At 32.3% G+C, this 18,486-nt stretch carries 16 protein-coding genes; 12 read left to right on the forward strand and 4 right to left on the reverse strand.

Annotated elements, in window-relative coordinates; all coding sequences use genetic code 11:
- Positions 1-39 precede the first annotated feature (39 nt).
- The 7 genes from Q0873_RS14050 (at position 40) to rodA (ending at position 7,978) form a co-directional block, all read left to right on the forward strand.
- Positions 40-492 (forward strand): GAF domain-containing protein, encoded by a 453-nt coding sequence (locus Q0873_RS14050; protein ID WP_299108389.1) that lies wholly within the window; start codon positions 40-42, stop codon positions 490-492.
- A gap of 367 nt (positions 493-859) precedes the next feature.
- Entirely contained in the window at positions 860-2,392 is a 1,533-nt protein-coding gene (purH, locus tag Q0873_RS14055; RefSeq protein WP_299108392.1) for a bifunctional phosphoribosylaminoimidazolecarboxamide formyltransferase/IMP cyclohydrolase, read from the forward strand.
- A gap of 79 nt (positions 2,393-2,471) precedes the next feature.
- Positions 2,472-3,500 (forward strand): rod shape-determining protein, encoded by a 1,029-nt coding sequence (locus Q0873_RS14060; protein ID WP_299108394.1) that lies wholly within the window; start codon positions 2,472-2,474, stop codon positions 3,498-3,500.
- A gap of 16 nt (positions 3,501-3,516) precedes the next feature.
- Entirely contained in the window at positions 3,517-4,341 is an 825-nt protein-coding gene (gene mreC / locus Q0873_RS14065) for a rod shape-determining protein MreC (protein WP_299108396.1), read from the forward strand.
- Positions 4,334-4,840, forward strand: a complete 507-nt coding sequence (gene mreD / locus Q0873_RS14070) for a rod shape-determining protein MreD (protein WP_299108398.1) — start codon at positions 4,334-4,336, stop codon at positions 4,838-4,840. The genes mreC and mreD overlap by 8 nt, the downstream gene beginning before the upstream one ends.
- A complete protein-coding gene (gene mrdA / locus Q0873_RS14075; RefSeq protein WP_299108400.1) occupies positions 4,837-6,720 on the forward strand; it encodes a penicillin-binding protein 2 in 1,884 nt (627 codons plus the stop codon). Before mreD ends, mrdA begins: the two co-directional genes overlap by 4 nt.
- Positions 6,701-7,978, forward strand: coding sequence for a rod shape-determining protein RodA (gene rodA, locus Q0873_RS14080; RefSeq protein ID WP_299108401.1), 1,278 nt, complete (start codon positions 6,701-6,703; stop codon positions 7,976-7,978). Before mrdA ends, rodA begins: the two co-directional genes overlap by 20 nt.
- A gap of 63 nt (positions 7,979-8,041) precedes the next feature.
- Here the strand turns inward: rodA and Q0873_RS14085 are convergent, their stop codons facing one another.
- The 4 genes from Q0873_RS14085 to Q0873_RS14100 all read right to left on the reverse strand — a co-directional run bounded on the left by Q0873_RS14085 (position 8,042) and on the right by Q0873_RS14100 (position 14,771).
- Positions 8,042-8,422, reverse strand: coding sequence for a TraR/DksA C4-type zinc finger protein (locus tag Q0873_RS14085; RefSeq protein WP_299108496.1), 381 nt, complete (start codon positions 8,420-8,422; stop codon positions 8,042-8,044).
- A gap of 1 nt (position 8,423) precedes the next feature.
- The gene (gene ileS / locus Q0873_RS14090; protein ID WP_299108402.1) at positions 8,424-11,831 is read right to left on the reverse strand and encodes an isoleucine--tRNA ligase; all 3,408 of its coding nucleotides are present in this window, start codon (positions 11,829-11,831) and stop codon (positions 8,424-8,426) included.
- Positions 11,832-12,041: 210 nt separating this feature from the next.
- Positions 12,042-13,958: an OmpA family protein gene (locus Q0873_RS14095; protein WP_299108403.1), complete on the reverse strand. Its 1,917-nt coding sequence runs from the start codon at positions 13,956-13,958 to the stop codon at positions 12,042-12,044.
- Positions 13,959-14,012: 54 nt separating this feature from the next.
- On the reverse strand, positions 14,013-14,771 hold the full coding sequence (locus Q0873_RS14100; protein WP_299108404.1) for a molecular chaperone DjiA: 759 nt from the start codon (positions 14,769-14,771) through the stop codon (positions 14,013-14,015).
- Positions 14,772-14,899: 128 nt separating this feature from the next.
- Here Q0873_RS14100 and Q0873_RS14105 point away from each other — a divergent pair, with 128 nt between their 5' ends.
- From Q0873_RS14105 to Q0873_RS14125, 5 genes are all read left to right on the forward strand, one after another.
- Positions 14,900-15,310: a BrxA/BrxB family bacilliredoxin gene (locus Q0873_RS14105; RefSeq protein WP_299108405.1), complete on the forward strand. Its 411-nt coding sequence runs from the start codon at positions 14,900-14,902 to the stop codon at positions 15,308-15,310.
- Between the two features lie 78 nt (positions 15,311-15,388).
- The gene (locus Q0873_RS14110; protein WP_299108406.1) at positions 15,389-15,850 is read left to right on the forward strand and encodes an Lrp/AsnC ligand binding domain-containing protein; all 462 of its coding nucleotides are present in this window, start codon (positions 15,389-15,391) and stop codon (positions 15,848-15,850) included.
- Positions 15,851-15,857: 7 nt separating this feature from the next.
- Complete coding sequence (locus Q0873_RS14115) at positions 15,858-16,439, forward strand: HupE/UreJ family protein (RefSeq protein ID WP_299108409.1); 582 nt, start codon at positions 15,858-15,860, stop codon at positions 16,437-16,439.
- Positions 16,440-16,492: 53 nt separating this feature from the next.
- Complete coding sequence (locus tag Q0873_RS14120) at positions 16,493-16,924, forward strand: dCMP deaminase family protein (protein WP_299108498.1); 432 nt, start codon at positions 16,493-16,495, stop codon at positions 16,922-16,924.
- Positions 16,911-18,473: a S41 family peptidase gene (locus Q0873_RS14125; RefSeq protein WP_299108411.1), complete on the forward strand. Its 1,563-nt coding sequence runs from the start codon at positions 16,911-16,913 to the stop codon at positions 18,471-18,473. Before Q0873_RS14120 ends, Q0873_RS14125 begins: the two co-directional genes overlap by 14 nt.
- Positions 18,474-18,486: the final 13 nt, after the last annotated feature.

Consider the following 18,486-nt stretch of genomic DNA (forward strand, 5'->3'; position numbering starts at 1 on the left):
TTTATAAGCTATTACGAATAAGCTACTAAAACATATAAAATGAACATAGAGCAATTAAAAGATAAAGTAGATGGTATTATTTCTTCAACAAACTCAAGAGAAGAAAAATTACAACAGATATGCGATTATTTAGCAGGAGAAATATCTTATTACGATTGGGTAGGGTTTTATTTTAAGAATGGAGACAAAGAAGAATTAAAATTAGCTCAATATAATGGAGAACCAACAGACCATACTATTATCCCTTTTGGAAAAGGTATTTGTGGACAGGTTGCTGTTAGTAATGAAAATTTTGTCGTTCAAGATGTTAGTGAGCAAGACAATTATATTTCTTGTGGGTGGAAAGTAAAATCTGAAATTGTAATTCCAATTTTTGTTAACGAAGAAAATATCGGACAAATAGATATTGATTCTCATACAGTTAACCCTTTTACACCACAAGACGAAGAACTTTTAAAACATGTTTGTAACAAAGTTGCAACTATTTTATAATTTATTTCCTAAATATTTGATTATTAGCATTTTTTTTATTTAATTTGATGCTCAAAGCAAATTTTTAACTTTTTTTAATCCCCTTAAGATGAGTAACAAAGAATTCCCTACGTATGCTGCATTAGGAAATGCGCATTCGAAAACAAGATTATCTCTTTACGAAAAATTTGCAATGTGGTTCCGTAATTTTTTAGAAAATGCTGAATAACATTAAAATTTTCGTTTTGTTATAACAAAACACCATCAGAAAAGCACGCTTTTTTTGATGGTGTTTTGTTTTTTATGCCACTTCCATAACTTAGCAAATATACTGTTGTATAAGCGCCCTTGTTTTAGTAATTTTGCACGCTTAACAACACAACAACAAATGAACACAACAAAAACGATTAAATCTGCATTAATTTCAGTTTTTCACAAAGACGGATTAGCTCCAATAGTTAAAAAATTAAACGAGTTAGATGTTACTATTTATTCAACAGGTGGTACAGAAAAATTCATAAAAGAATTAGGTATCGATATTGTTCCTGTAGAGGACGTAACTTCATACCCTTCAATTTTAGGAGGTCGTGTAAAAACCTTACATCCAAAAGTATTTGGAGGAATCTTAAATCGTCAAGAGCATGAAGGAGACGTAGCAGAATTGGCTGAATATGATATTCCACAGATAGATTTAGTAATTGTAGATTTATATCCTTTTGAAAAAACAGTTGCTTCAGGTGCTCCTGAGCAAGATATCATTGAAAAAATTGATATCGGAGGAATTTCTTTAATTAGAGCAGCTGCTAAGAACTTTAAAGACACCGTTATTGTTTCTTCTATGGAACAATACGATGATTTTTTAAATTTAATTTCTGAAAATAACGGAACAACTTCAATTGCAGACAGAAAAAAGTTTGCTGCAAAAGCTTTTAATATTTCATCTCATTACGATACTGCTATTTTTAACTACTTCAATGCAAGCCATGAAGAAGCTGCTTTAAAAATTAGTGAAACGAATGGAAAAGTATTGCGTTATGGAGAAAATCCACATCAGAAAGGTTTCTTCTTTGGTGAGTTAGATGCTATGTTTGACAAGTTACACGGAAAAGAATTGAGCTACAATAACTTATTAGATGTTGACGCTGCCGTAAACTTAATGAACGAATTTAAAGGAGAAGCTCCAACCTTTGCAATTTTAAAACACAATAATGCTTGCGGTTTCGCTCAAAGAGACACGGTTTACCAAGCTTATGTTGACGCTTTAGCAGGGGATCCTGTTTCTGCTTTTGGTGGAATTTTAATTTCAAACTCAAATATTGACAAGGCGACAGCTGAAGAAATTCACAAATTATTTTGTGAAGTGGTCATCGCTCCTTCATTTGACGAAGATGCTTTAGAAATTTTAAAAGGAAAAAAGAATAGAGTTTTACTGATTCAAAAAGAAGTTGAACTACCTAAAACCACGGTAAGAACTTGCTTGAATGGTGCCTTAGTTCAAGAAAAGGACAATAAAACAGATAAGCTAGAGGATTTATCGTATGTAACGAACAATAAACCCTCTGAAAGTGAGTTAGAAGATTTATTATTCGCAGCTAAAATTTGTAAGCATACGAAATCAAATACTATTGTTTTAACTAAAAACAAACAATTGTGTGCCAGTGGTACTGGACAAACAAGTAGAGTTGATGCATTAAGACAAGCCATCGATAAAGCAAATAGTTTCAATTTTGATTTAAATGGAGCTGTAATGGCAAGTGATGCTTTCTTCCCTTTCCCTGACTGTGTTGAAATAGCAGATAAGGCAGGTGTAAAAAGTGTAATTCAACCAGGAGGATCTATTAAAGATCAATTGAGTATTGATTACTGTAACGACCATAATTTAGCGATGGTTTTTACAGGAACAAGACATTTTAAACATTAAGAACAAACGGCGTGAAATCAAGCATATTTTTATTAGATTTGTAAGATTCACCTTAAATTATAGAAATACCAAATAGCATATGGGTTTTTTCGACTTTATGACAGAAGATATTGCAGTTGATTTAGGAACTGCAAATACACTTATTATCCATAACGGTAAAGTAGTTATTGATAGTCCTTCTATTGTAGCTAGGAATAGAATGACCGGCAAAATTATCGCCACAGGTCACGAGGCTAACAAAATGCAAGGAAAAACTCATGAAAACATCAAGACCATTCGTCCTTTGAAAGACGGTGTAATTGCTGATTTCCAAGCTTCAGAAGAAATGATCAAAGAATTTGTTAAACAAATTCCTGCCATTAAAAAGAAGCTTTTCCCGCCATCATTACGTATGGTTGTTTGTATACCTTCAGGAATTACAGAGGTTGAAAAAAGAGCGGTTATTGACTCTGCTCGTCATATGAATGCTAAAGAGATTTATTTAATTTACGAACCAATGGCAGCAGCTATTGGTGTTGGTATTGATATCATGGAGCCTAAGGGTAACATGATTATTGATATAGGTGGAGGTACTACAGAAATTGCAGTTATTGCTTTAGCTGGTATTGTTTGCGATCAATCTGTAAAAGTTGCTGGTGATTTATTCACCAGTGATATTATGTATTATATGCGTACGCAACATAACTTATATGTAGGAGAAAGCACTGCCGAAAAAATAAAAATCCAAATAGGATCTGCTACGGAAGATTTAGACACTCCGCCAGATGACATGATGGTACAAGGTAGAGATTTATTAAGTGGTAAGCCAAAACAAGTTCAGGTATCTTATCGTGAAATCGCAAAGGCATTAGACAAATCTATCTTACGTATTGAAGATGCGGTTATGGAAACCTTATCTAAAACTCCACCAGAATTAGCAGCAGATATTTACAATACTGGTATTTATTTAGCAGGAGGTGGTTCTATGTTAAGAGGTTTAGACAAGCGTTTATCTAGAAAAACAGATTTACCAGTATACGTTGCTGAAGATCCATTAAGAGCAGTAGTTAGAGGTACTGGAATCGCATTGAAAAACATCGAAAAATATAAAACGGTTTTAATTAAATAAAACTCAATGATTATTTATGCAACAGCTTTTTTATTTCTTACGAAAGTTTAAATACTTCCTGTTTTTTATTTTTTTAGAAATAATCGCTGTTGCATTAATCATTAATAACCATTCTTTTCATCGAAGTAAATTTATTAGTTCAACCAATTCTTTTACAGGTAATCTTTCTCAGAAAAGAGCTAATATTAGTGAATACTTCAATTTAAAAAATGAAAACCAACTTCTCTCTGAAGAAAATAATCGCTTAAAAAATTTATTGGAAGTATATTTAAAAGGAAACGATTCTATCGTAGACCAACAAATTTCTGATAGTCTTAATAATCAAAACTATAAATACCTCAACGGAAAAGTTATTATCAATGACTACTTGACTCCTGACAATTTTATTACTATTAATAGAGGAACAAAAGCTGGAGTTCAAAAAGAAATGGCTGTAGTTAATAGTAAAGGAGTTATTGGAATTATAGACAATGTATCTGGTAATTTTGCTCGAGTACAATCTATTTTAAACTCTAAAAGTAGAATAAATGCCGGTTTCAAAAACAACAACCATTATGGTACGCTTAAATGGGATGGTAAAGACTACACTACTGTACAACTAACAGATATTCCAAGACAAGCACAGTTTAAAGCTGGAGATACTGTTGTTACCGGAGGTAAATCTACCATTTTCCCAAAAGGCATTTTAATCGGAACTGTAGTTAGCGTTCCTGAAAAAGTAACTGCTGTAAACACCATTAACATTAAACTTTTTAATGACATGACCAATCTTGGGTATGTTAACATTATAAACAACTTAAACAAAGAAGAAATTAAAATACTCAATTCAACGAATGAATAAACCTTTGCAAATAGCCTTTTTATTTGTCTCAGTATTATTGCTTCAAGTTTTAATATTGAACAATATTAAATTTATGGGATATATAAATCCATATCTGTACATAGCTTTTGTTTTTGTTTATCCTATAAGAATGAATCGATTTCCTTTTTTAATCTTAGCTTTTCTTCTTGGACTACTTATTGATACTTTTACAAACTCTGGTGGAATACACGCCTTTGCTACACTTTTTATAGCTTATATACGTTTATTCTTTATTAAAAGTATTTTTAAAAAAACTGAATCAGATTATCAAACTTTTAGTTTATCACTAGAATCATTTGACAAAGTATTTAATTATGTAGCCATATTAACTATTATACATCATTTCATACTTTTTCTATTAATCAATTTCGGATTTAGTAATTTTATTAATGTATTGTTAAACACCATTTTTTCAAGCATTTTTACATTAATTTTGTACTTTTTAGGCAGGTTTTTATTTACTAAAAAGCATTCATGAAACGTAGTCTTTTACTCATTTTCCTAATTGCATTTGTTAGCATTGTCTACGTTGTTAGACTATTTCAGCTTCAAATTATTAGAGGTGGCAATTCGAACCCTCTATACGGTGCTACTATTAAAATTGAATACGACTATCCGGAAAGAGGGTATGTATATGATAGAAATGGGAAATTATTAGTTGCCAATCAATTATCATATGATGTAATGGTTGTCCCTAAAGATGTGCAACCTTTAGACACTTTAGAATTCTGTTCATTACTAAAAATTGATAAGGAGAATTTTAAAAAGCGTTTTAAAAAAGCCGAAAAATATGCGCGTTGGCTTCCTTCCGTTTTCTTAAAACAGCTTGCTAAAGAAGACTTTGCTTTTCTTCAAGAAAAACTACACAAATTTAAAGGATTCTATATTCAAAAGCGTATCATTAGAGATTACCCTATTAAATCTGCTGCCAATGTAGTGGGATTTATTGCTGAAGTTAATGAACACAAAGCCCGTACGAGCGACTATTATGAACAAGGTGAGTTAATTGGTAAACTAGGAATAGAAGCGCAATATGAAAACCAACTAAGAGGAATAAAAGGTAAAAAACGCTTTAAGAGAAACAATTTAAACAAGATTACAGGTTCTTATAAGAACGGAAAATACGATACCCTAGCCGTAGCAGGAAAAGATTTAAAACTAACAATTGATAGTGAGTTACAGCAATATGGTGAATTATTAATGTCTGGAAAGAGAGGTGGTATAGTTGCTATAGAACCTGCAACTGGTGAAATCTTAGCATTGGTAACTGCTCCTTCTTATGACCCAAACTTATTAGTAGGTCGTAAACGCTCGCCTAATTCTGTACGCTTATTTAATGACACCATAAACACTCCTACTTTCGATAGAGGTTTGCAAGCAATGTACCCTCCTGGATCTCCTTTTAAAATAATTAATGGTCTTATTGGGCTTCAGGAAGGCGTAATCGATGAAAACTTTTATACATATTGTCGTCATGGTTATCGATACGGAAATAGAAAAAGTGACTTTATGGGATGTCATTGCGGTATTGTTGGACGACCTATCCGTTTAAAAACTGCCATTTCCCAATCTTGTAACAGTTATTTTTCAACAACCTATAGAAGAATCATAGATAAATACAACGATCCCAAAGCAGGTATGGAAACCTGGAGTAAACATGCCAAAAGTTTTGGATTAGGTAATTATTTAGGTTATGACCTACCATCTGGTAGAAAAGGATTTATTCCGAATCAAAAATTCTATAGTGATTGGTATAAATATAAATGGGGAGCCACTACTACCATATCCAATGCCATTGGTCAAGGTGAAATCTTAACAACGCCAATACAATTGGCAAATATGACAGCAGCCATTGCAAATAAAGGTTTTTTCTATACACCACATATTGTAAAAAGTATCGACAATCAACCCATTAACAATTCTACATATACAACTAAAAGACATACAACCATTGATCCAAAACACTTCCCTATTGCCATTGAAGCGATGCATCAGGTATTTACCTATGGAACTGCAAAATGGGTTCAGGTAAAAGGATTGGATATCTGTGGAAAAACTGGAACCGCAGAAAACAAAATTAAAATTATCGATGGTGAAAAAGTACAAGCCCCTGATCACTCTATTCTGGTTGCCTTTGCTCCAAAAGACAATCCGAAGATAGCCATGGCTGTATATATTGAAAACGGAGGCTATGGTTCTACCTATGCAGCACCTATTACAAGTTTAATGATTGAAAAATACTTAACAGGTAAAACCACAAGAAAATGGCTTGAAGACAGAATGAAAGATGCAAATTTTGAGAGCATATACGAAAAATTAATTCCTAAAAAAGATACACTTGCGACAGGAACGGAATAACATATTTGCTGGTATAGACTGGGTAATCGTAGTAATCTACTTATTACTCGTTGCTTTTGGTTGGATGAATATTTATGCTGCATCCTTAACCGAAGAAACACCAAGTATTCTTAATTTTAGTACAAAGTATGGTAAACAGCTTATTTTTATTTGCTGTAGTTTTCCACTTATTGTATTTATTTTATTCTTTAATGCTAAGTTTTACGAACGTTTTGCCAGTGTTTTTTATCTATTTTCCCTGATATTATTGACCGGAGTTCTTGTTTTGGGTAAGAAAATTAACGGTGCTACCTCATGGTATAATTTTGGAGGAATAGGACTTCAACCTTCTGAGTTTGCTAAGGCGTTTACCGCGCTAGCAGTAGCTAAATTAATGAGTGATAGACAATACAACCTTAAGCTACTTAAAAATCAAGCAAAGGCGTTTATTATTATTTTTTTACCTGCATTCTTTATTGCTCTACAGCCAGATATGGGATCGGTTTTAATTTTCTTTTCTTTCTTTTTTGTTCTTAATAGAGAAGGATTAACGTTAAAGTACTTTATTTTAGGAGTTACTTCTATTGTATTATTCCTTTTAACCATAAACTTTGGAACGAAATGGGTATTGCTAAGTTCGTTATCCATTTTAACCCTAATCGTGGTTTACTATACCTATAAAAACAGACAATTCTTTCGTTTTAATTGGCCATTGATAACGGGTGCTTACTTACTTTCTAGTGTATTCATTTTTGGTGTTGGTTATATGTATACAAATGTTTTAGAACAGCATCAAAAAGATCGTTTTGATATTCTTTTAGGTAAGATAAAAGATACTCGTGGTATTGGATATAACACACATCAATCTGAATTAACAATAAGTTCTGGTGGTTTTTTAGGAAAAGGATTTTTACAAGGAGATAGAACTCAAGGAGATTTTGTTCCTGAACAACACACAGACTATATTTTTAGTACCGTAGGGGAAGAATGGGGATTTATTGGCTCTACATTCGTAATTATACTCTTTATGGTTCTATTGTATCGAATCATATATTTAGCTGAGACGCACACTAATAAGTTTGGAAGAATTTATGGATATGGTCTTGCCTCTCTACTCTTCTTTCACGTTGTAGTAAACGTAGGAATGGTAATTGGGTTGCTTCCAACCATAGGAATACCTTTACCTTTCTTTAGTTATGGTGGATCCTCATTATGGGGTTTTACCCTACTCCTATTTATTTTTGTACGACTGGATGCACATAAAAAATACGATTGGTAAAACAAAACATCACATAAAAAAAGGCGATCATTAAATGATCGCCTTTTTTATAGGTTTACTTTTTTATTGTTTACGCTTTGCTTCAATACTTAAAGTAGCATGAGGCACTAATTTTAAGCGCTCCTTTTGAATTAATTTACCTGTTACTCTACAAACACCGTATGTTTTGTTTTCAATACGAACAAGAGCATTTTTTAAATCTCTAATAAACTTCTCTTGTCGAATAGCCAACTGCATGTTTGCTTCTTTTGCCATAGTATCTGACCCCTCTTCAAACGACTTAAACGTTGGCGAAGTATCGTCAGTACCATTATCAGATCCATTTTTGTAAGAGGCTTGTAATAATTTTAAGTCCTCTTCTGCTTTCTCAATCTTATTCAAGATGATTTCTTTGAACTCTTGTAAATCTCCATCAGAGTATCTTACTTTAACGTCATCCATAATGCTATATTTTTTGTATTAACATTTTACTTTTTATGGCATCGAATTCAATTTCTGTACCATTTTCTAACGTATTAACAAAAACTAACTCATTCGTTAAGGTTTCCGTTTTTATATAAACTTCATTTGAAGACACCGATTCCTGTAAATCAGCAGTATTTAAGATTGTTAATTTTATTTTATCAGTTACTTCTAACCCTGAATCTTTTCGAGCGTTCTGAATTCTATTTACTAACTCTCTAGCTACACCTTCTTTACGTAAATCATCTGTTATTGTAACATCTAACGCAACCGTAATACCTTCTGCATTTGCTACTAACCATCCTTCAATATCTTTTGATGAAATCTCTACGTCAGTGGTTTCCAAGGTAATCAATTTATCATTAATTTCCACGGAAATTTGCCCTTCTTTTTCGATTTTAGAAATTTCATCCTGCCCGAAAGACTGTATCTTGCTAGCTATCAGCTTCATATCTTTACCAAATTTTGGCCCTAATGCCTTAAAGTTTGGTTTAATCTGTTTCACTAAAATATCTGAAGCATCATCCAATAATTCGATCTCCTTAACATTCACTTCTGACTTTATTAAATCAGCTACTGCTAAAATCTCCTCTTTTTGAGTTACATTTAATACTGGAATCATTATCTTTTGAAGCGGTTGACGCACTTTAATCTTCTCCTTAGCTCTTAATGATAATACTAAAGAAGATATTGTTTGAGCACTTTCCATCTTACGTTCTAAAGACTTATCTACTAAAGCTTCATTATATTCAGGAAAGTTTGCTAAATGCACACTTTCAAACGCTTCTTTTCCTGTTGCTGCTACTAAATCTTTATACAATCGATCCATGTAGAATGGTGCTACTGGTGATGCCAATTTAGCTACCGTTAACATACAAGTATATAATGTTTGGTATGCAGATATCTTATCCTGACCATACTCTCCTTTCCAGAATCTTCTTCTACACAAACGAACATACCAGTTACTTAAATGATCTTGTACAAAATCAGAAATAGCACGTGTAGCACGTGTTGGTTCATAGTCTGCATAAAAAGCATCCACATTTTTAACCAATGAATTTAATTCAGATAAAATCCAACGATCAATTTCTGGACGTTCATTTAAAGGAACCTCAGCTTCAGCATAGGTAAAACCATCGATATTAGCATATAAACTAAAGAATGAATATGTATTGTATAAAGTACCGAAGAATTTACGACGTACTTCCTCTACTCCAGCTAAATCAAACTTTAAATTATCCCATGGATTCGCATTTGAAATCATATACCAACGTGTAGCATCTGCTCCATATTTCCCTAAAGTTTCAAATGGGTCTACCGCATTTCCTAAACGCTTAGACATTTTTTGCCCATTCTTATCTAACACTAATCCGTTAGACACTACATTTTTATATGCAACAGAATCAAACACCATGGTTCCAATTGCATGTAATGTATAGAACCATCCACGAGTTTGATCTACTCCTTCAGCGATAAAGTCTGCTGGATACGACTCTTTGTTATCTACTAACTCTTTATTTTCAAACGGATAATGCCATTGTGCATATGGCATAGAACCAGAATCAAACCAAACATCAATCAAATCGCTTTCACGTTTCATTGGTTTTCCTGTAGATGACACTAATGTAATTCTATCCACTACATTTTTATGTAAGTCGATTTTATCATAATTCTCATCTGACATATTTCCAACTTCAAAATCAGCAAAAATATCCTTAGCTAACACTCCAGCTTCTACTGCTTTTGCCATTTCCGCTTTTAATTCTTCTACAGAACCAATACATATTTGTTCTGTTCCATCTTCTGTTCTCCAAATTGGTAATGGAATACCCCAGAAACGAGATCGAGATAAATTCCAGTCATTAGCATTCTTTAGCCAATTTCCAAAACGTCCCTCTCCTGTTGATTTTGGTTTCCAGTTGATGGTTTCGTTCAATTCGAACATCTTATCCTTTACATCGGTTACTTTAATAAACCAAGAATCTAATGGATAATATAAAATTGGCTTATCAGTTCTCCAACAGTTTGGATAACTGTGCACATATTTCTCTACCTTAAAGGCTTTATTTTCTGTTTTTAATTTAATAGCAAGTTCTACATCAACCGATTTTTCAAGTGCTTCTCCATCTGCATAATATTCATTCTTTACATACTTCCCTGCAAATTCTCCCATTTCTGGTCTGAATCTTCCTTGTAAATCTACTAATGGAACTGGATTCTCATTTTCATCCAACACTAACATTGGTGGAACTTCTGGAGTAGCTTGTTTTGCTACTAAAGCATCATCTGCACCAAAAGTAGGAGCGGTATGTACGATACCAGTACCATCTTCAGTAGTAACAAAATCACCAGAAATTACTCTAAATGCATTCTCTGGATTTTGATATGGTAATGTATAATCTAAAAGTTGCTCGTACTTAATTCCAACTAAATCTTTCCCTACAAACTCTTTAATTATTGTATATGGAACCTGTTTATCTCCTGCATTATACGCTACTAATTCAGCTTCGTTTTCAACTTGATTAAACTTCTTTCCAGCAAATTGCTTTCCTACTAAGTTTTTAGCTAATACAACCTGAATTGGTTCAAAAGTGTATTGATTAAATGTTTTTACTAAAACATATTCTATTTTAGGTCCAACAGTTAAAGCTGTATTCGATGGAAGTGTCCATGGAGTAGTGGTCCAAGCTAAGAAATGTACATCTCCTTCTACTTGTAAAAAAGATGGTAATGTTTCTTTGATTGTTTTAAATTGAGCAACCACTGTGGTATCAGTAACATCCTGATAGGTTCCTGGTTGGTTTAACTCGTGTGAACTCAAACCAGTTCCAGCTTTTGGAGAATATGGTTGAATTGTATACCCTTTATATAATAAATCCTTCGAGTAAATTTGTTTTAATAACCACCAAACAGACTCCATATATTTTGGCTGATATGTTACATATGGATTATCCATATCTACCCAATATCCAGCCTTACGAGTCATATCATTCCAAATATCGGTATAACGCATCACCGCCTTTTTACATGCCGTATTATACTCTTCTACCGTTATTTTTGTTCCGATATCTTCTTTAGTTATTCCTAACTCTTTTTCAACACCAAGTTCTACTGGTAAACCATGAGTATCCCATCCTGCTTTACGTTTAACTTGATATCCTTTTTGAGTTTTATAACGACAAAAAATGTCTTTAATAGCACGTGCCATTACGTGGTGAATTCCTGGTAAACCGTTTGCTGAAGGTGGTCCCTCAAAAAACACAAATGGTTTATTTCCTTCACGTGAAGTTATACTTTTCTCAAAGATGTTGTTTTCTTCCCAATAGTTTAATATTTCTTCTGCTACTTTTGGTAAATCAAGTCCTTTGTATTCAGTAAACTTTTTACTCATTTTTTTGTTGTATTAATTGAATGTGCGAAATTACGTATTTTCTTGTAATTGTAGGGGTTGCACTACAAAAAAACATTTCTAATTATAACAAAAAACAAAGTACTAGTGACTAGGCGTAAGATTTGCCTTTAAATCTCTCTGATTCTCCTGATTGACATTTAGGTTTTTGACAAAAATTGCTGAAAAATAATTGAAGTTTAGCAAAACTTCCTATTCATTTTTTACAATATAAAAATATGATCTTCTATTCTTCTGATGTTCTTCCTCTGTACATTTTTTGGCATCATCACAATCATTTAACAACTGGTCTTCTCCGTACCCCAAGGCGCTTTCAATTCTATTAGCAGAGATACCTCGAGCAATTATATAATCTCTTGTAGATTTTGCTCTTTTATCTGAAAGATTCCTATTATAATCGGCAGGACCGCGACTATCTGTATGTGATTCAATTTTGATTATCATATTAGGATTGTTATTCAGCACAGCAACTACATTCTCTAATTCATATGCTGCATCTTTTCTAATATCATACTTATCAAAATCAAAATATATTGGATTAATAACAATCTGGTCTTCAACAATCAATGATTTCAATTGAAAGTTCGTGATAATACCTTCTCCATCAACATCTAATGTTTCTGTATCTTTTTTATCATTATCATAGTCTTCTTTTTCAGCAACTACAACAAACTCTCTATTACAATCTATCTGATAAAAAGCATAACCTCCATCTTCTCCGGTTCGCTCTTCTGCAAGGATTTTTCCTTCTTTATCTACCAGTTTAACTAAAGCTTCTTTTATAGGAGTGTTATCTTTTGCGTCTGTAACAATTCCTTTGATATCTTCTTTACAATGATAAATTAGAAAACTATAAATATCATCATCTCCTTTTCCTTCTTTTCTATTGGAAGAAAAGAATCCTCTATTTTTCTTGGTATTGATTACAAAACCGAAATCATCATAAGCCCCATTTACTGGTGCCCCTACATTTACCGGTTTTTTATAAGAGTTTTGTTCCTTTTTTACTTCAAAGATATCCAAAGCTCCTAATCCTAAATGTCCATCTGAAGAAAAATATAAGGTTCCATCATCTCCAATAAACGGGAACATTTCTCTTCCTTCTGTATTAATATCTTCTCCTAAATTTACTGGTCTTCCAAAGTCGTTTTCTCCAATAATATCAACCTTATAAATATCGGTCCCTCCAAAACCATCAGGCATATCCGACGAGAAGTACAATTCATCTTCATTTTCACTTAATGCTGGATGTCCTACTGAATAACTGTCGTCATTAAAAGGTAACTCCTTTATGTTTCCCCAAACATCACCAATCTTTTGAGCTTTATATATTTTTAAGTTCGCGATTTTATTTTTCCCTCCTCTTAACTTTTTACCGTCAAAACTTGTTCTTGTAAAATAGATTGTTTTTCTATCTTTTGTAATCGCTACACTAGACTCATGATACTTTGAAGATAATGAGTTTACTTTTTCGGAAGCATCTACATCTAAAATTAAAGTCCCTGGATTAAAAACTTCTTTAGATTTATAAATATTCAAATGTGGTTGATTATTCCATTTGTATATTTTTTTGTTCTCTTCATCGGGTTTTGTTGACGCATAATAAAAATAATCGTCCAACATAAACCCACCAAAATCAGAATACTTGGTATTTGTAGCTAGATTATGAATATTGATATAAGTCTTTTTTCTATTTGTATACTCTGAAAAATACCCTTGATTATCCACCAAATATTGCGCTCTTGAATCATCCTTTTTAATTTCATTGAGCTTTAGCATCCATTTATCAGAAACTTCTATTTTCCCATTACTTTTTAATACTTGGGCGTATCTAAAAAAGTATTCTGGAGATAAAACACTCAAATATTTATCTATTAATTTGGAGTACCATTCCTCGGCTTCTTTAAAATTTGCATTAAAATAATAACAATCACCTATTCTACTCAATACTTTGTATGAATCGGTACCATCATTATAAATATCTTCATAAAGTTTTACAGCTTTTTTATATGCGTAGTCTTCAAAATATTTATCTGCCGCATACTTCTTTTGACTAAACCCTAAACAACTAAAAAATAAAAATCCTAAGAAAAGTATTTTTTTCCCCATATTATCCATTAAAATTATATCTCCCCTAATTATAAATATATAAAAAAGAATGCACTATGCCATTCCTCTTTCCTTTTTTATCTTTTCATAAGCAGTTTGAATTCTCTGAAATTTTTCTTTTGCACCTTTTAAATGCTCATCTCCCAAGCCTTGTAATTTATCTGGATGATATTTCTTAGCCATTTTTCTATATGCCTTTTTTACTTCATCATTTGAAGCCTCTTTGGTAATCTCTAAAATTTTATAATCGTTATCAGAATTACCATAAAACATTGCTCTTATTGAACTGTAATCGTAGTCATTTACATATAAATATCCTGCAATCTTTCTTATCTCTTGCTCTTCTGATGAGATTACTTGACCATCTGCCTGAGCTATTCCAAATAAGAAATGAATTAATTGCAAACGTGTAGAGTGCGACATATGTTGACGTATTTGCAAACAAACTTGTCGCGTGGATATTTGTTTTTTTATAATTCCATTGAATAATTTAAATGCATGATTAGCTCTTTCTTTACCATACATTTTCACAAAGTACATTCTTACATAGTCCAACTCTCTTTTATCAATCTTACCATCTGCTTTGATTACAATTGATGCTAATATTAATAAACTAATCTCAAAATCACCTGAAGTTGCTCTACCTCTTCTCCCTTGCTGCTGATTTTGCTGATATTCTTTTTGTTCTTCTACAAAATCTTCTACGGAAATGCCATCTATAAAGCTCCCTACAACAAAGCCAATAATACCTCCGATTGGCCCACCTAAAGTAAAACCAGCACCTGCTCCCAACCATTTCGCAAATTTCCCCATTTTAAAAATTTAAAAACACAAATATAATAGAAAACATAATCATTTAAACTTAATCCTTTCAATGGAGCTAACTAACTTGGTTTATGCATGTAAAAAAGGTATCTTTGTAAAAAATTTTAATTAAAAATATGTATCCAGAGGAATTAGTAAAACCAATGCGCGATCAGTTAATAGATGCTGGTTTTGATGCATTATATACTGCTGAAGATGTTGACACTGCTTTAGCGAAAGAAGGAACTACTTTAGTAATGGTAAATTCAGTTTGTGGTTGTGCAGCAGGTACTGCAAGACCAGGAGCTATTGCTTCTTTAGGAGCTGATAAAAAACCAGATCATTTAACAACTGTTTTTGCAGGAGTAGAAAAAGAATCTACGGCAAAAGCAAGAGAGTATATGATTCCTTTCCCTCCTTCTTCACCTGCTATTGCATTGTTTAAAGATGGAAATTTAGTACACATGTTAGAGCGTCATCATATTGAAGGGCGTTCTGCACAAATGATTGCAGGTAATTTAGCGGAGGCTTACGACGAATTTTGTTAAGCTTTTTATATAAAAGAATATAGATAAAATCCGCTCAAACGAGCGGATTTTTCTATTTTTACTATCAAACTTATTACAATGAGTAAAAAACTAAAAATAGACGGAATAGACAAAATCATCATTAAACGATTGGTGAAGGATGCCCGTACTCCTATTTTAAGTATTGCAAGAGAGGTAGGAATCTCTGGAGCAGCTATACATCAAAGATTACGTAAATTAGAAGATTCGGATCTTATAGATGGATATAAAATGACACTAAACCCTAAAGCCTTAGGATATACTACTACGGCATTTGTTGGTGTATTTTTAGACTCATCAAGTTTATATTCTTCTGCTATCAAAAGATTAAAAGATATTCCTGAAGTTGTTGAAAGCCACTACACTACGGGTAATTACGCTATTTTTATAAAAATAATGTGTAAGAATAACGAAGACTTAATGCATTTGTTAAATAAGGATATTCAAACTATAAAAGGTGTATCAAGAACCGAAACTTTTATATCTTTAGACCAACAAATAGAGAGACAAATAAAAATTTAAACCCCGAATGAACGATTTCATTTACTACTTTAAACTAGGGCTATTTCATGTGTTAGATATTAGAGCCTATGATCATATTTTATTTTTAATTGTATTAGCTGTTGTATATCAGTTTAAACAATGGAAAAAAGTGCTATGGTTAGTTACGTTATTTACCATTGGACATTCTATTACTCTGGCATTATCTGCCTATGGAATTTTAAATGTTCGAGCTGATTTAGTCGAATTCTTGATTCCTTTAACCATATTCATTACTGGTTTAATGAATGTATTAACCGCAAAGAAAGCCTCTGTAGGAAAAGAAAATCAAAATCTGTTCTTTGCTTTATTTTTTGGTTTAATTCACGGATTAGGATTTTCAAACTATTTTAAAATGATGATTGGTAAAACTAGTGAGAAATTCTTGCCTTTGGTAGAATTTGCTTTAGGTGTTGAAGCCGCTCAAATTATTATTATTGCTTTGATATTGCTAGTTGGTTCTTTAGTACAATCGGTTTTTGGAGTAAATCGTCGTGATTGGATTTTAGTTGCTTCTTCTATTGTAATCGGCTTTGCTTTTCAAATGATGATTGACCGTGTTTTTTGGTAAAAATTAACACCTTACTCTTTCATTTCTAATTAACTTAGCTAAGTAAAATTCTAATTTTGAATAAAAAACAATTAAAATACGATATTGCCTATTTAAAAATGGCAAGAGAATGGGGACAACTTTCTCATTGTATTCGTAAAAAAGTAGGTGCTTTAATTGTTAAAGACAGAATGATTATTTCTGACGGATATAACGGTACTCCTTCTGGTTTTGAAAATTATTGTGAAGATGAAGATGGATATACAAAATGGTATGTTTTACATGCGGAAGCCAATGCCATTTTAAAAGTAGCCGCTTCGACACAATCTTGTCAAGGTGCAACATTATATATTACACTTTCTCCTTGCCAACAATGTAGTAAACTTATACATCAAGCAGGAATTAAAAGGGTTGTATATGCCGATGCTTATAAAGACAAAACAGGGTTAGAATTTTTAGAAAAAGCAGGCGTAGAATTGATGCATTTACCATATGAACAAAAATAACTTACCAATATATTTTTCAATTGCCGTAGTTTTCGGAATGTTAATAGGATCATTTTTTGGTTCTGGTAACAAACCTATCGTTGGCAGTAGTTCTGCCAATGAGCAAAAAATAAAGCGTTTAATTAATTACATTCAACGAGATTATGTTGATGAAGTTAATACAGACGAATTATTAGATGGTGCTATTGCGCAAATGTTAGAAAAATTAGACCCACACTCTGTATATATTCCAAAGGAAAACTTGCAACTTGTTACTGAAAACATGCAAGGTAATTTTGTGGGAATTGGGGTTCAGTTTCGAATGATTGGTGATACCATTACTGTAATACAACCAATAAAAGGAGGTCCGAGTATTAAAAAAGGGATTAAAGCTGGAGATAGAATTCTTATTGCCGACAATGATACTTTATATGGAAAAAAACTGCTGTCTGGGCAAATATTAAAACGTTTAAAAGGACAACCCAATACAGAAGTAAATCTTCAAATGTATCGCAAATCTAACGACAGTATTTTCAATGTTACTTTAAACAGAAATAAAGTCAATATTAAAAGTGTTGATGTAGCTTATATGTTGAATGACAGTATTGGTTACATTAAACTAGATCGTTTTGCTCGAAATACTTTTAAAGAATTTAAAACATCTTTAGATACTCTCTTAGTAAAAGGAATGACAGACTTGGTCTTAGATTTAAGAGGAAACGGTGGAGGTTTTATTGATATTGCTAATAAAATTGTAGATGAGTTCTTAGAGGACGGAAAACTTATTGTTTTTACTAAAAATAATAAAGGAGATGTAAATGAATCTTTTGCAACCTATAAAGGTGATTTTGAAAAAGGAGGTTTATACGTATTAATAGATGAGAATTCTGCATCTGCTTCAGAAATTGTAGCAGGAGCCTTACAAGATAACGACAAAGGAATTATTATTGGACGACGTTCTTTTGGTAAAGGACTTGTACAAGAGGAAATGGATTTAGGAGATGGTTCAGCAGTTCGTTTAACAACAGCTAGATATTATACTCCTACGGGTCGTTCTATCCAAAAACCATATAAGAAAGACGAAAGCTCTACTAGTTATGATCAAGATTTTAGAAATAGATATCAAAACGGAGAACTCTTTCATAAAGACAGTATAAAAACGGTAGATAGCCTACAATTTAAAACTCCAAAAGGAAAAATTGTTTTTGGTGGTGGAGGAATTGTTCCTGATGTTTTCGTTCCAATAGACACTAGTGCATATATCCCTACTATTTTCTTTGGAAGGCTGAACAACTTTGCTTTTAATTATGTAGACAATAATAGAGTAAAACTTTCGAAACTTACCATTGATGAATTCATTGATAATTTCGACAAGAATAAAGAAGTCTCGAATAAGTTTTTTAACCAACTTAGAGATTATAAGGTTTCATTTAAAACAGATCAACTTATTAGACGTAATTTAAAAATTCTTATTGCAAGAGATCTATTTAATGATGAAGGTATGTACAAACTTCAGCATAAGAGCGATAAAATGATTCAAAAAGTTCTCGAACTAGAAACCAAACAATAACACTTCAAACCTC

Source organism: uncultured Tenacibaculum sp. (genome assembly GCF_947498805.1).
Classification (GTDB): Bacteria; Bacteroidota; Bacteroidia; order Flavobacteriales; family Flavobacteriaceae; genus Polaribacter.